Source organism: Achromobacter sp. FW305-C-28 (assembly GCF_058783235.1).
Genome location: NZ_JBYSYL010000006.1, coordinates 32,881 through 46,316, shown reverse-complemented (window position 1 = coordinate 46,316; position 13,436 = coordinate 32,881). Strand labels below are relative to the sequence as shown.

Below are 13,436 nucleotides of genomic sequence, written 5' to 3'. Positions count from 1 at the left end.
GGATTAACGGGGGGTGGCGTTCAGGCTGGCGAGATAGGCACGCCAGCCGCCGAAGTCGGTGATGTCGCGCGCACCGAGCAGGCCGCGCGGCTCGCAGATGAAGCCCTTGACCAGGCGGCCGTCATGCAGCTCCAGCGTGCCGATGCCCAGCGGCGCGGGGATCTCCGCCACGAAGGCGCCAAAGGCGGCCACGGGGATATCCCACAGCTCGACCTCGATCGGCGCGCCGCTGTCGGACTTCACCAATCCGGGCTTGGGCGGCGTGGTGTTGGCCAGCGCATACAGCCGGTAATCCGCCGCGGTGCGGGTCTTTTCCACCAGCACGGCGCGGCGGGACGTCAGCTGATGATTCAACGGCATGCCCGTCAGGTGGGCGCCCACCACGGCCACGCGCAAGGTGTTCGGGTCTGCCGGCTGGGGCGCTGCCCCCGGCAGCGGCCGGCCCGTGGCGCCCAGGGGCAAGCCGCGCTGCGCCTGCCACTGGCGGCCGAACTGCGCCAGCGCGCGGTCCTGCCAGGCCAGGCCAATGACGGTGATGCCCGCCGGCAGCCCGTCGGCGCGCATACCGGCCGGCAGCGCCAGCGCCGACAGGTCGGCCAGGTTGGCGAAGTTGGTGTACACGCCCAGCTGTGAATTGAGGCGCACCGGGTCGGCCTGCAACTGCGCGATGGTGTAGATGGACGGCGACGTCGGCACCACCAGCGCATCGAAGCCTTGCAGCGACTGCTGGATCCGGCGCGTCAATTCTGCGCGGCGGTATTCGGCCTTGAAGGCATCCAGCGCGCTGTAGTTCGCCGCGCCTTCGACGATGCCGCGCACCACCGGGTGAATCGCGGCGGGGTGCTCTTGCCACAGGGCCTCGACCGCGGCGAAGCGCTCGGCCACCCACGGCCCCTGGTACAGCAGCGCGGCCAGTTCGGCATACGGCGCGAAGTCGATCGTCTCGACCTGCGCGCCGCCCGCCGTCAAGGCTTGCAGCGCGGCCTCGAAGGCTTCGGCCGCTTGCGCATCGCCGAAGAATTCCAGACGGTCGGGAATGGCCAGGCGCGGCGCCTTCGGCCACGGTGCGGCGGCCCCCGCCGGCTGCGCGCGCGAATAGGCATCGCGTTCGTCGTAGCCGCCCGCGATGCCGGCCACCTGTTCGGCGTCGTCCACCGTCAGCGCGAAGATCGACACGCAATCCTGCGTGCGGCAGGCGGGCACCACACCCGCCGTGCTCAGCCAGCCCTTGGTCGGCTTGAGGCCGACGATATTGTTGAAACCCGCCGGCACGCGGCCGGACCCGGCCGTGTCGGTGCCCAGCGAAAACGCCACCAGGCCGCGCGCCACCACCGAGGCCGAGCCCGAACTGGAACCGCCGCTGATGTAGTCAGGATTGAAAGCGTTGGCCACCGCGCCGTGCGGCGAACGGGTGCCGACCAGCCCCGTGGCGAACTGGTCCAGGTTGGTCTTGCCCACCAGGATCGCGCCAGCTGCGCGCAGGCGCCGCACCACCGTCGCGTCTTCGTCAGGCGTATAGGCGAATGCGGGGCAGGCCGCCGTGGTGGGCCAGCCGGCCGCATCGATGTTGTCCTTGATGGCGAACGGCACGCCGTACAGCGGCAGCCGCGTCACGTCGCCGCCCGCCGCGGCGAGCAGCAGGCGCAGGTCATCCAGCTGGCGCGCCAGCACCGCGGGGCTGACCCGCGTGATCCAGGCGTTGTCGGCCGGCGTGGCCGGCGTCTCAGCCAGGGGCATCAACAGCGCGTCGGGGGTGGCCCCGCCCTCGCGATAGGCAGACAGCCATTGCGTGATCGTCCAACCGGTCGTGGGGCACTGCGGCGTTGCTACGGCATTCATGCTGGAATCCTTTCTTGTATACAAGTACGGATACCCAAGCAATACGCGTGCCATGTTGGCCGCACGCCGCAACCTTCCCTCTGACGCAAGGTGCCGCCGGCCCGCGGCGCGTTCCCTTGCCCTCGCCCATGCGCCCGCGATGCGCACCTGCAACGGGCAACCGGCGCACCGGTTTTGTGCACGCGGCACCAGATTGAACCGCGCACGGCGCCGCCAGCGGCCGCCACCGCGTCATCGAAAACCCTTCCCCTTACTACAGCGATGCCGCCTTGCTACAGCGATGCCGCCTTGCCGAGCGGTTGGCACGGCTTTTGCTTTGAAGTCCTGGTCACGCCCATGCCGCCGGCGCCGCCGGCTTCTTCCTCCAGAGGAGTCACCATGAAACGCAGACTAGTCCTTAAGCAACTGACCGCCGTGAGCCTGTTGGCCCTGTCCGGTTGGATGCCGCAGCTGTACGCCGCCGAAGACACCATCAAAGTCGGCATCCTGCATTCGCTGTCGGGCACCATGGCCATCTCGGAAACGTCGCTCAAGGACGTGGCCCTGATGACCATCGATGAAATCAACGCCAACGGCGGCGTGATGGGCAAGAAGCTGGAAGCCGTGGTGGTCGACCCCGCATCGAACTGGCCGCTGTTCGCCGAGAAGTCGCGCCAGCTGCTGGCGCAGGACAAGGTGGCGGCGGTGTTCGGCTGCTGGACCTCGGTGTCGCGCAAGTCGGTGCTGCCGGTGTTCAAGGAACTGAACGGCCTCTTGTTCTACCCGGTGCAGTACGAAGGCGAAGAGCTGGAAAAGAACGTGTTCTACACCGGTGCCGCGCCCAACCAGCAGGCCATCCCGGCGGTGGAATACCTGATGAGCGAAGACGGCGGCGGCGCCAAGCGCTTCGTGCTGCTGGGCACCGACTACGTCTACCCGCGCACCACCAACAAGATCCTGCGCGCCTTCCTGCATTCCAAGGGCGTGAAAGACAGCGACATCGACGAGGTCTACACCCCGTTCGGCCATTCCGACTACCAGACCATCGTGGCCAACATCAAGAAGTTCGCCGCGGGCGGCAAGACCGCCGTCATCTCCACCATCAACGGCGATTCGAACGTGCCGTTCTACAAGGAACTGGGCAACGCCGGCCTGAAGGCCACCGACGTGCCGGTGGTGGCGTTCTCGGTCGGTGAAGAAGAACTGCGCGGCGTGGACGCCAAGCCGCTGGTGGGCCACCTGGCCGCCTGGAACTACTTCGAATCGATCAAGAACCCGGTCAACGAGGCCTTCATCAAGAAGTGGCAGGCCTATGCCAAGGCCAAGAACCTGCCCAACGCCAGCACGGTCGTCACCAACGACCCGATGGAAGCCACCTACATCGGCATCTACATGTGGAAGCAGGCGGTCGAGCAGGCCAAGACCACCGACGTCGACAAGGTGATCGCGGCCATGGGCGGCCAGACGTTCAATTCGCCCAGCGGCTTCAAGATCGAAATGGACAAGACCAACCACCACCTGCACAAGCCGGTCTACATCGGCGAGATCAAGGCGGACGGCCAGTTCAACGTGGTCTGGAAGAGCAAGGGTCCGATCCGCGCGCAACCCTGGAGCCCGTACATCCCGGGCAACGAAGGCAAGCAAGGTCTTTAAACCGGAACCGGACACGCAGCCATGCTGAATGCGGCTATCGCGAAATTCCTGCGTCATTTCCTGCTTGCATGGCTGCTGGCCGCGCCGGCGCTGTCCGCTCACGCGGCGGCGCCCGGCGTGGACCCGGCGCTGCTGGCCCCCTTGGCCGGCGACGACACCGACGCCAAGCTGCAAGCCATTGCCGCCCTGGGTCAGCTGCCCGACCCCGGTGCGGCCGCCGTGCTGCAGGCGCTGGGCAACGACCAGCTGTATGCGCTGCCCGATGGCCGCGTGCTGATCAGCAACGGCAAAGGCCCGGCCACCGATGCCGCCACCGGCGCGGCGACCGAGCTACCCGCGGGCGCCGCCACCATCGGCATCAACAACCGGCTGCGCCGCGCCATCGAGGCGGCGCTGGCGGGATCGCGACTGTTTTCCGACAACCCGCAGGAACGGCTGGCCGCTGCCCGCCGCCTGCAACAGACCGGCGACCCGGCGCGCCTGCCGCTAGTGGAAAAGGCCCTGGCCGCCGAAAAGAACGAGGCCGTGCGCGCCGCACTGGAAATCGCGCAAGCCAATCTTGAACTCAAAAGCGCCGACCCTGCCGTGCGGCGTCACGCCGTCGACCTGCTGGGGCGCACCGACAACGCGGCGTTTCGCCCCACGCTGGCCGCACTGACGCAGCAGCAGGACGGCGTCTACGCCGAACCCGATGCCGGCGTGCGCGAGGCCGCGGCCAATGCGTTAAAGCGCATCGACCGGCACCTGGCCACCATCGAATGGGCCGGCAACCTCTTTTACGGCCTCAGCCTGGGCAGCGTGCTGCTGCTGGCGGCGCTGGGGCTGGCCATCACCTTCGGGCTGATGGGCGTCATCAACATGGCGCACGGCGAACTGCTGATGATCGGCGCCTACGTCACCTACCTGGTGCAGACGGCGTTTCGCGCGTGGCTGCCAGGCTGGCTGGACTGGTACGTGGCCGCGGCGCTGCCGCTGGCCTTTGTGTTCACCGCGCTGGTGGGCATGGCGCTGGAACGCACCGTGATCCGCTGGCTGTATGGACGGCCGCTGGAAACGCTGCTGGCCACCTGGGGCATCAGCCTGATGCTGATGCAGGGCGTGCGCACGCTGTTCGGCGCGCAGAACGTGGAAGTGGGCAACCCCAGCTGGATGTCGGGCGGCATCACGGTGCTGGGCGGGCTGGTGCTGACCTACAACCGCCTGGTCATCATCGGCTTCGCGCTGTTCGTGGTGTTCCTGGTGTGGGCGCTGTTGAACCACACCCGGCTGGGCCTGTTCGTGCGCGCCATCACGCAGAACCGGCGCATGGCCGATTGCGTGGGCGTGCCCACCGGCCGCGTCGACATGCTGGCGTTCGGCCTGGGCTCCGGCATTGCCGGACTGGCGGGCGTGGCGCTCTCGCAGCTGGGCAACGTGGGCCCGGACCTGGGCCGCGGCTACATCGTCGATTCCTTCATGGTGGTGGTGCTGGGCGGCGTGGGCCAGTTGGCCGGTACCGTCATCGCCGCGCTGGGCCTGGGCGGCGTGAACAAGTTCCTGGAGCCTTACGCGGGAGCGGTCATGGCCAAGATCACCATCCTGGTGCTCATCGTGCTTTTCGTGCAAAAGCGGCCGCAAGGCCTGTTCGCCCCGCGCGGCCGGAGCGTCGAATGAAACAGACCGCCCTGACCGACCTGACCTTGCAGGCGCATCGTCCGCTGTACAGCGGACGCGCCTGGATCGCCCTGGCCGCCGCCACGCTGGCGCTGGCGCTGGTGCCGCTCTTGAACCTGGTGTTTCCCGCCGGCCATCCGCTGCACGTCTCGGCCTATGCCGTGGCCCTGTTGGGCAAGTTCATGTGCTACGCCATGGCGGCCCTGGCGCTGGACCTGGTGTGGGGCTACGCCGGCATCCTGTCGCTGGGCCACGGCCTGTTCTTCGCGCTGGGCGGCTATGCCCACGGCATGTACCTGATGCGCGCCATCGGCAGCGATGGCGTCTACCAGAGCCGCCTGCCGGACTTCATGGTGTTCCTGGACTGGAAGGATTACCCCTGGTACTGGGCCTTCACCGAGCACTTCGGCTACGCCATGCTGCTGGTGGTGCTGGTGCCGGGCGTGCTGGCCTTCGTGTTCGGCTACTTCGCGTTCCGCTCGCGCATCAAGGGCGTGTACTTCTCGATCATCACGCAGGCGCTGACCTTCGCGGCCATGCTGCTGTTCTTTCGCAACGACACGGGCTTTGGCGGCAACAACGGCTTTACCGACTTCAAGCGCATCCTGGGCTTTGACATCACGGCGCCCGGCACCCGCGCGGCGCTGTACTGGATCACGCTGGCGGCGCTGGCCGGCGCGCTGGTGCTGGCGCGCGCCGTGACGCAGTCCAAGCTGGGCCGCGTGCTGACGGCGGTGCGCGATGCCGAAAGCCGGCTGCGCTTCATCGGCTACGACCCGCTGGGCTTCAAGCTGTTCGTGTGGACGCTGTCGGCCGTGCTGTGCGGCATTGCCGGCGCCTTGTACGTGCCTCAGGTCGGCATCATCAACCCCAGCGAGATGTCCACCGAGAACTCGATCGAAATGGTGATCTGGGTGGCCACCGGCGGGCGCGGCACGCTGATCGGCCCCATCCTCGGCGCGGGCGTGGTCAACGGCCTGAAGACCTGGTTCACCAGCGTGCTGCCCGAATTCTGGCTGTACGCGCTGGGCCTGATCTTCGTCCTGGTGACCCTGTTCCTGCCCACCGGCATCGTCGGCCTGGCGCGCCGCCTGGCCACCCGCTACCAGGAGCGACGCGCATGACCAGCACGCATTCCGAAACCGCCCAGCTTGACGGTGGCCCCAGCGGCGACGCCGGCTACGGCCGCGTCAGCCCCAAGGGCCTGGACACCAGCCACGGCGCCATCCTGTACCTGGAAGGCATCACCGTCAGTTTCGATGGCTTCAAGGCGCTCAATGACCTGACGCTGGACATCGGCGTGGGCGAGCTGCGCTGCATCATCGGCCCCAACGGCGCGGGCAAGACGACCATGATGGACGTCATCACCGGCAAGACCCGCCCCACCGCCGGCACCGCTTTTTTCGGCCAGAGCATCGACCTGACCACACTGACCGAAGCCCAGATCGCCCATGCCGGCATCGGCCGCAAGTTCCAGCGGCCCACGGTGTTCGAGCAACACAGCGTGTTCGAGAACCTGGAACTGGCGATGAAGACCGACAAACGCGTGCGGCCCACGCTGTTCTCGCGCCTGACCGGCGCGCAGGCCGACAGGATCGGCGAAACGCTGGACCTGATCCGCCTGCGGCCCGAAGCCTTCCGCCCGGCCGGCCTGCTGTCGCACGGCCAGAAACAATGGCTGGAGATCGGCATGCTGCTGATGCAGGAACCGCAGTTGCTGCTGCTGGACGAACCGGTGGCCGGCATGACCGATGCCGAAACCGAACGCACCGGTGAACTGCTCAATGAATTACGCGGCCGCCATTCGCTGATGGTGGTCGAACACGACATGGACTTCGTCAACCAGATTGCCGGCGACGGCAAGGTGACGGTGCTGCACGAAGGCTCGGTGCTGGCCGAAGGGCCCATGGCGAAAGTGCAGGCCGACCCGCGCGTGATCGAAGTCTATCTGGGGCGCTGACATGCTGAACGTATCCACCATCGACCAGTACTACGGCGGCAGCCACACCTTGCGCGGCGTCTCGCTGGCGGTGAACCAGGGCGAATGCCTGGCGCTGCTGGGACGCAACGGCGTGGGCAAGACCACGCTGCTCAAGTGCGTGATGGGCGTGCTGCCCGTGGCCAGCGGCGCCATCGCCTTCGACGGCGCCGACATCACCCGGCTGGCGCCGCACCAGCGCGCCGCGCGCGGCATGGCCTACGTACCGCAGGGGCGCGACATCTTCGCCCGGCTCACCGTCGAGGAGAACATCCTGATGGGCATGGCGACCAAGCCCGCCGCGCGCGCCCGCCGCATCAAGGAAGAAGTGTTCGAGCTGTTTCCGGTGCTCAAAAGCATGCTGGCGCGCCGAGGCGGCGACCTGTCGGGCGGGCAGCAGCAACAGCTGGCGATCGCCCGCGCGCTGGTGGCCGAACCCAAGCTCATCATCCTGGACGAACCCACCGAAGGCATCCAGCCGTCGATCATCAAGGACATCGCGCGGGTGATCCACATGCTGCGCCAGCGCGGCGACATCGCCATCCTGCTGTGCGAACAGTATTTCGACTTTGCCCGCGAGCTGGCCGACCGTTTCGTGGTGTTGTCGCGCGGCGAAGTGGTGACCAGCGGCGATCGGACGGCCATCGACGGCGAGGACGTGCGGCGCCACCTTTCCGTCTGAGGCGCCTTTTGGTGCCAGCGGAGCCTGGATATAATGCGCCGTCATGCACCTTGCCCACTTCCTGAACCGCGGCTACGCCTGGATCGCCCTTATCGCGATCCTGTGGGCGTCCCTGGTTCCGTCGTTGGCGCATGGCAGCCATGCCGAGGGCGGCGCCAGCCGCCAGGTCACCGTCGACTACTGCGCCCCTGAAGGCAAGTCGTCGCTGACCATCGACGTGCAGGGCGACGACACCCCCCCCGACCACGCGGCGCACCACGGCGACAGCACCCACTGCCCGTTCTGCCGCAATCCCCAGGCCGACATCGGCATCCTGCCCGCGCCGCTGCTCGTCTTGCGCGCCCCGCCCGGCCGGGTCAGCTATCCGGCGCTGTTCTACCGCGCCTCGCATCCTCTCTACGCCTGGAGCGCGGCCCAGCCGCGCGCCCCGCCCGCGGCTTGATCCCGCGCGCAGGCCGCCGGCCCGGCTGACGGGCTGGCCCTGCGCCGCATTGCGCTTGAGCCCCCCGCCGGCCGTTTTCGCGCGCTGGCGGCATTCCGGAAATCATCGCCCGTCCCCGACGCCGCCCCTGCAAGCGGCGCGGCCCGCGGGCGCGCAAGCCGGCCCCCGCCGGCCTGGATCATGAAAAAAACCTACGCAGCCTCTTTGCTGGCCAGCGCCTGCGCGGCCAACCCCGCCCTGGCGCTGACCACCGACCCCGCCATCGAAACGCTGGCCGCCACCGTGGTGGAAGGCGACGATGCCGACGGCAAGCCCAACGGCCCGCTGGACCTGAACCGCATCGACGGCACCGGCAGCCGCCTGGGCCTGACCCTGCGCGAAACGCCCGCGTCCGTCACCGTCATCAACCGCGCCCAGATCGAGGCGCGCGGCTCGCAGAACACCCAGGAAATCGCTCGCGGCATCCCCGGCGTGGACAACGCCTCGCCCCCGGGGTCGGCCGGCTCGGTCAGCTACCGGGGTTTCAGCGGGGGCCAGGTGTCGCAGCTGTTCAACGGCATCTCGGTGCAATACGACTCGGCCGCGGCGCGGCCGGTGGACAGCTGGATCTACGACCGGGTCGAGGCCATCGGCGGCCCGTCGACCTTTCTGTTCGGCGCGGGCGCGGTCGGCGGCGCCATCAACTACGTCACCAAGCTGGCCCAGCGCGACACCTTCTACGAAGGCCAGCTGCGGTGGGGTTCCTACGACACGCGCCAGGTGTCGGCCGGCATCAACCAGCAACTGGCCGGCTCGCCAGGCGGGCGCGGCCATTACTTGCGCATCGACGCCAACAACACTTCCAGCCGTGGGTGGGTCGACGGCAACCACTCGAACGCCACGCAGGTCGCGGCCTCGTTGCTGTCGGACCTGGGCGACGACGTGACGCAGACCTGGGCCTTCGAATACCAGCGCGAGCGGGTCGAGCGGCCGTACTGGGGCACGCCGCTGACGGTGGGCGCGGACGGCAAGGTCACGGGCGAAGGCCACATCCGCGGCGGCACGCGGTTCAAGAACTACAACGTCGACGATGGCCTGTACGACCAATCGGTGCTGTGGGCCCGCTCGCTGACCGAATGGCGCGCGGCGCCCGGCGTGACGTTCAAGAATACGCTGTACTACTACCGCGCCGAACGCGATTTCCGCAACCTCGAAACCTACCGCTACAACGCCACCAACAGCCGCGTGCTGCGCTCGGGCGCGCTGCTGCAGCGGCACGAGCAAAGCCTGGTCGGCAACCGGGTCGAAGGGCTGGTCGAATCCACGCTGGCCGGCCTGCCCAGCAGCTGGTCGTTCGGCGCCGACCTCAGCGTGAACAAGCAGACGCGCTATCCCACCAGCCTGCCCGCCACGGTCGACGCGGTCGACCCCTACGATTTTTCGCCCGGCTATTTCTACGACATTCCCGGCATGACGCGCGGCCACAATCCGGACCGCGACAATCGCATCCGCACGCTGGCCTTCACGCTGGAAAACCGCACCGAGGTGCTGCCCGGCGTGGCTGTCGTGTCTGCATTGCGCCGCGACTTCATCGACCTGGACCTGACCAACCGCCGCGCCGTCTCGGCCAGTTCGCCCGCGTCCGCGTCGCGCGACTATTCGCCCACCACCGGCCGCCTGGCCGTCAACTGGGCGGTGACGTCGCAAGCCTCGTTGTATGCGCAGTACGCCACCGCCGCCGATCCCCCGTCCGGCATCATGGCCACGGCCTCGTTCGCCGACGTGCTGAACAACGACAAGCTCACCACCGGCACGCAGAAGGAAGTGGGCGGCAAGTTCGAATTCTGGGACGGCCGCGGCACGGCCACCATCGCCGCCTACGAGATCACGCGCAAGAACATCTCGGCGCCCGATCCCAACAATCCGGCGGTCAGCGTGCCGGTGGGCCAGCAGTCGGCCCGCGGGCTGGAACTGGCCGGCGGCCTGCGCCTGACGCGCACGCTGTCGCTGCAGGGCAACGTGGCCTTCGTCAACCCCAAGTACGACGACTTCTCGCAAACCGTCAACGGCGTGGCCGTATCGCGCAACGGCAACGTCCCCACCAACACGCCCCGCCGCGTGGCCAACCTATGGCTGGACTACGCCTTCCTGCCCGACTGGAACGCCAGCGTCGCCGCGCGCTACGTGGGCCGCGCCTATGCCGACGCCGCCAACACCGTGTGGGCGCCGTCCTACACGATCTTCGACGCGGCCCTGTCGCACCGCATCGACCGCCACTTCACCGTCACCGGCCGCGTGCGCAACCTGACCGACAAGGTGTACGCGGCCAACGTCACCGGTACGCCCATGTATTACCTGGGCGCGCCGCGTACGTTCGAACTATCCGTGCAAGCCCGCTTCTGAGGCCGCCATGACCGCCATCCATCCCGCCCGTCCCCGGCCCGCGCCCCCCGCCTGGTCCACCCGCGCCAAGCGCTGGCTGTACCTGATCCACCGCTGGGCCGGCATCGTGCTGTGCCTGTTCTTTGCCATGTGGTTCGTGTCGGGCGTGGTGATGATGTACGTGGGCTACCCCAAGCTCACGCCGCACGAGCGCATGACGCACCTGGCCCCGCTGGACCCGGCGCAAGTCACCGCCACGCCCGCCCAGGCGCTGGCGGCGGCGGGCGCCCGGGACGCCCGTGGCCTGAGCCTGGCCGCCGTGCGCGGCGGCGCACCGGTGTACCTGGTGCCGGCGGGCCGCGGCCAGGCGCCCAAGGTGGTGGATGGCGCCAGCGGCGCCTTGCTGCCGCGCGCCGACGCCCAGGTCGCCACCGCCAGCGCCGCGGCCTGGTTCGGCGGCGACTACGCCGCGCACTACCAGGGCGAGGTCGAGGAAGACGTCTACACCCATTCCGGCGCGCTGGACCCGCATCGCCCGCTGCACCGCATCGACCTGGACGACCCCGAGCACACCCGCCTGTACGTGTCGTCGGCCACCGGCGAAGTGGTGCTGGACGCCACCCGCAGCGAACGGCTGTGGAACTACGTCGGCGCCTGGATCCATTGGCTGTACCCGTTTCGCGGCAACCTGTTCGACCCCTGGTGGCACGACATCGTGGTGTGGCTGTCCGTCATCGGCGTGGCGGTGGCCGTGACCGGCACCGTGGTCGGCATCCTGCGCTGGCGCTTTTCGCGGCCCTACGCCAGCGGCAGCCGTTCGCCCTACCGCGACAACATGATGCGCTGGCACCACCTGAGCGGCCTGCTGTTCGCCGTCATCACCATCACGTGGATCTTCAGCGGGCTGATGTCGATGAACCCGTGGAAGGTCTTCACCAGCGACGCGGCGCCGCTGGCGATGAATGCGTATGCGGGCAGTCCGCCGGCCGCCGTGGCTTCGACCCAAGCGCAGCAAGCGTCGCCCGCCGCGCTGATCCGCGCCCTGCCCGCCGCCCCGCGCGAACTACGCTGGAGCCGCGTGGACGGTCAGGACCTGGTGCTGGCGCGCAGCGGCCCGGGCGCCCCCACGCTGCTGTCCGCCACCGACGCCCACCCCGTCACGCTCGATCCCGCGGCCCTGCGCGCAGCCGCGGCCCGGCTGGTGCCCGGCGCCACGCTCACCGACGTGCAGGTGCTGGACCGCTACGACTTCTACTACTACGCCCGCGACGAACACGCCATGCTCGGCCACATCGAAAAGCCGCTGCCGGCGTGGCGCCTGGTGTTCGACACCCCCCAGGCCACCTGGGTCTACCTGGACCCGCGCACCGGCCAGGTGCTGGGCAAGCAGGACCGCGGCAACCGCGCCAGCCGCTGGCTGTTCGCCTTTCTGCACAGCTGGGACTGGACGGGCCTGCTGGCGAACCGGCCGCTGTGGGACATCCTGCTGGTGTTCCTGTCGCTGGGCGGCGCGGCGCTGAGCCTGACCGGCGTGGTGATCGGCTGGCGCCGGCTGGGCCGCAAGCTGCGCGCCTGAAAGCACGGGCCGGAAAGTGCGCACCTGAAAGTACGCACCTGGATGTACGCACCTGAAAGCCGCGCGGGAATGCACTATGCTCATCGCCTTGCCCCCGGGGCCTGACGCCAGGCCCCGCTGATTCCCTTATCTGCGGAGCCCGCCATGTCCGACGTCACCATCTACCACAACCCCAAGTGCGGCACCTCGCGCAACACCCTGGCCATGATCCGCAACGCCGGCATCGAGCCCGAAGTGGTGCTGTACCTGGAAACCCCGCCGTCGCGCGCCACCCTGAAGGCGTTGTTCAAGCGCGCCGGCATCAGCGTGCGCGACGCCCTGCGCGAAAAAGGCACGCCCTACCTGGAACTGGGCCTGGACGATGTGTCCCTGCCCGAAGACGCCCTGCTGGACGCCATCGAACAGCACCCCATCCTGCTGAACCGCCCGTTCGTGTCGACCCCGCTGGGCACCGCCCTGTGCCGGCCGTCGGAATTGGTGTTGGACATCCTGCCCGCCCCGCAGCAAGGCGCCTTCACCAAGGAAGACGGCGAACAGGTCGTGAACGCCGACGGCAAACGCATCCAGAAGTAAATGCGCGGGTTTCGGCGCAATTTGTAAGCGGACTGACGGGAAACCCCATTACCATCGCGGCTATTGAAATATTGCATCGTGATGACGTGTCATGGATTTTCTTGAACCCCTGAATCAGTCCCTTTTTCTGCTGGTCAACGCCGACCCGGCCACGCCGGTCTGGCGCATCCATGCCGCCCTGCTCATCGCCAACAAGCTGATCCTGCTGGTGCCGTGCACGCTCGCGGCCCTGTGGTTGTGGGGCGGGCAGGAACAACGCAGCCTGACCCTGAAAATCCTGGCCAGCATCGGCGCCGGCCTGTGCATCAGCTACCTGTTCGGCGCCCTGTGGCCGCACCCGCGGCCCTTCACCATCGGCCTGGGGCACGCCTTCTTCCATCACAAGGCCACCGCCTCGTTCCCCAGCAACCACACCATCATCATCGCCACGATGGCGTTCGCGCTGATCTTCGACCGGCGCTGGGCCGGCTGGGGCTGGGCCACGCTGCTCCTGGCCGCCATCGTCGGCACCTCGCGCGTCTACCTGGGCGTGCACTTCCCGCTGGATATCGCGGGCGGCCTGGTGCTGGCGCCCGTCGCCGCGGGCCTGGCGGTCCCGGTGTGGAACCGCGTCGGCGCGCCGCTGACCGGGCTGCTGCAGGCCATCTACCGCAAAGTGCTGGCGCTGCCGATTGCGCGCGGCTGGATTCGGGCCTGACCC

Annotated in this window: 11 protein-coding genes; 10 read left to right on the top strand and 1 reads right to left on the bottom strand. The window is 68.4% G+C overall.

Going from position 1 to position 13,436, the window contains the following annotated elements; genetic code table 11:
- Positions 1-3 precede the first annotated feature (3 nt).
- Positions 4-1,839: an allophanate hydrolase gene (atzF, locus tag AC3WMR_RS16185; protein WP_492264190.1), complete on the bottom strand. Its 1,836-nt coding sequence runs from the start codon at positions 1,837-1,839 to the stop codon at positions 4-6.
- A gap of 378 nt (positions 1,840-2,217) precedes the next feature.
- Between atzF and urtA the strand changes: the two genes are divergently transcribed.
- The 10 genes from urtA (at position 2,218) to AC3WMR_RS16135 (ending at position 13,433) form a co-directional block, all read left to right on the top strand.
- Positions 2,218-3,471, top strand: a complete 1,254-nt coding sequence (gene urtA, locus AC3WMR_RS16180; protein ID WP_175194010.1) for an urea ABC transporter substrate-binding protein — start codon at positions 2,218-2,220, stop codon at positions 3,469-3,471.
- 21 nt (positions 3,472-3,492) lie between these two features.
- The gene (gene urtB, locus AC3WMR_RS16175; RefSeq protein WP_492264191.1) at positions 3,493-5,124 is read left to right on the top strand and encodes an urea ABC transporter permease subunit UrtB; all 1,632 of its coding nucleotides are present in this window, start codon (positions 3,493-3,495) and stop codon (positions 5,122-5,124) included.
- On the top strand, positions 5,121-6,248 hold the full coding sequence (urtC, locus tag AC3WMR_RS16170) for an urea ABC transporter permease subunit UrtC (protein ID WP_492264192.1): 1,128 nt from the start codon (positions 5,121-5,123) through the stop codon (positions 6,246-6,248). Before urtB ends, urtC begins: the two co-directional genes overlap by 4 nt.
- The gene (urtD, locus tag AC3WMR_RS16165) at positions 6,245-7,084 is read left to right on the top strand and encodes an urea ABC transporter ATP-binding protein UrtD (RefSeq protein WP_492264193.1); all 840 of its coding nucleotides are present in this window, start codon (positions 6,245-6,247) and stop codon (positions 7,082-7,084) included. The genes urtC and urtD overlap by 4 nt, the downstream gene beginning before the upstream one ends.
- Position 7,085: 1 nt before the next feature.
- Complete coding sequence (urtE, locus tag AC3WMR_RS16160) at positions 7,086-7,784, top strand: urea ABC transporter ATP-binding subunit UrtE (RefSeq protein WP_492264194.1); 699 nt, start codon at positions 7,086-7,088, stop codon at positions 7,782-7,784.
- 43 nt (positions 7,785-7,827) lie between these two features.
- Positions 7,828-8,226, top strand: coding sequence for a DUF2946 domain-containing protein (locus AC3WMR_RS16155; RefSeq protein WP_492264195.1), 399 nt, complete (start codon positions 7,828-7,830; stop codon positions 8,224-8,226).
- A gap of 180 nt (positions 8,227-8,406) precedes the next feature.
- Positions 8,407-10,608, top strand: coding sequence for a TonB-dependent receptor (locus AC3WMR_RS16150; protein WP_492264196.1), 2,202 nt, complete (start codon positions 8,407-8,409; stop codon positions 10,606-10,608).
- A 7-nt stretch (positions 10,609-10,615) separates the two neighbouring features.
- A complete protein-coding gene (locus tag AC3WMR_RS16145) occupies positions 10,616-12,163 on the top strand; it encodes a PepSY domain-containing protein (protein ID WP_492264197.1) in 1,548 nt (515 codons plus the stop codon).
- A gap of 144 nt (positions 12,164-12,307) precedes the next feature.
- A complete protein-coding gene (arsC, locus tag AC3WMR_RS16140) occupies positions 12,308-12,736 on the top strand; it encodes an arsenate reductase (glutaredoxin) (protein WP_492264198.1) in 429 nt (142 codons plus the stop codon).
- A gap of 91 nt (positions 12,737-12,827) precedes the next feature.
- Complete coding sequence (locus tag AC3WMR_RS16135) at positions 12,828-13,433, top strand: phosphatase PAP2 family protein (protein WP_492264199.1); 606 nt, start codon at positions 12,828-12,830, stop codon at positions 13,431-13,433.
- Positions 13,434-13,436 lie beyond the last annotated feature (3 nt).

Excerpts from the sequence above, each read along its gene's own strand:
- atzF (WP_492264190.1), bottom strand. The coding sequence starts at position 1,839 with ATGAATGCCGTAGCAACGCCGCAGTGCCCCACGACCGGTTGGACGATC.
- urtA (WP_175194010.1), top strand. The coding sequence starts at position 2,218 with ATGAAACGCAGACTAGTCCTTAAGCAACTGACCGCCGTGAGCCTGTTG.
- urtB (WP_492264191.1), top strand. The coding sequence starts at position 3,493 with ATGCTGAATGCGGCTATCGCGAAATTCCTGCGTCATTTCCTGCTTGCA.
- urtC (WP_492264192.1), top strand. The coding sequence starts at position 5,121 with ATGAAACAGACCGCCCTGACCGACCTGACCTTGCAGGCGCATCGTCCG.
- urtD (WP_492264193.1), top strand. The coding sequence starts at position 6,245 with ATGACCAGCACGCATTCCGAAACCGCCCAGCTTGACGGTGGCCCCAGC.
- urtE (WP_492264194.1), top strand. The coding sequence starts at position 7,086 with ATGCTGAACGTATCCACCATCGACCAGTACTACGGCGGCAGCCACACC.
- AC3WMR_RS16155 (WP_492264195.1), top strand. The coding sequence starts at position 7,828 with ATGCACCTTGCCCACTTCCTGAACCGCGGCTACGCCTGGATCGCCCTT.
- AC3WMR_RS16150 (WP_492264196.1), top strand. The coding sequence starts at position 8,407 with ATGAAAAAAACCTACGCAGCCTCTTTGCTGGCCAGCGCCTGCGCGGCC.
- AC3WMR_RS16145 (WP_492264197.1), top strand. The coding sequence starts at position 10,616 with ATGACCGCCATCCATCCCGCCCGTCCCCGGCCCGCGCCCCCCGCCTGG.
- arsC (WP_492264198.1), top strand. The coding sequence starts at position 12,308 with ATGTCCGACGTCACCATCTACCACAACCCCAAGTGCGGCACCTCGCGC.
- AC3WMR_RS16135 (WP_492264199.1), top strand. The coding sequence starts at position 12,828 with ATGGATTTTCTTGAACCCCTGAATCAGTCCCTTTTTCTGCTGGTCAAC.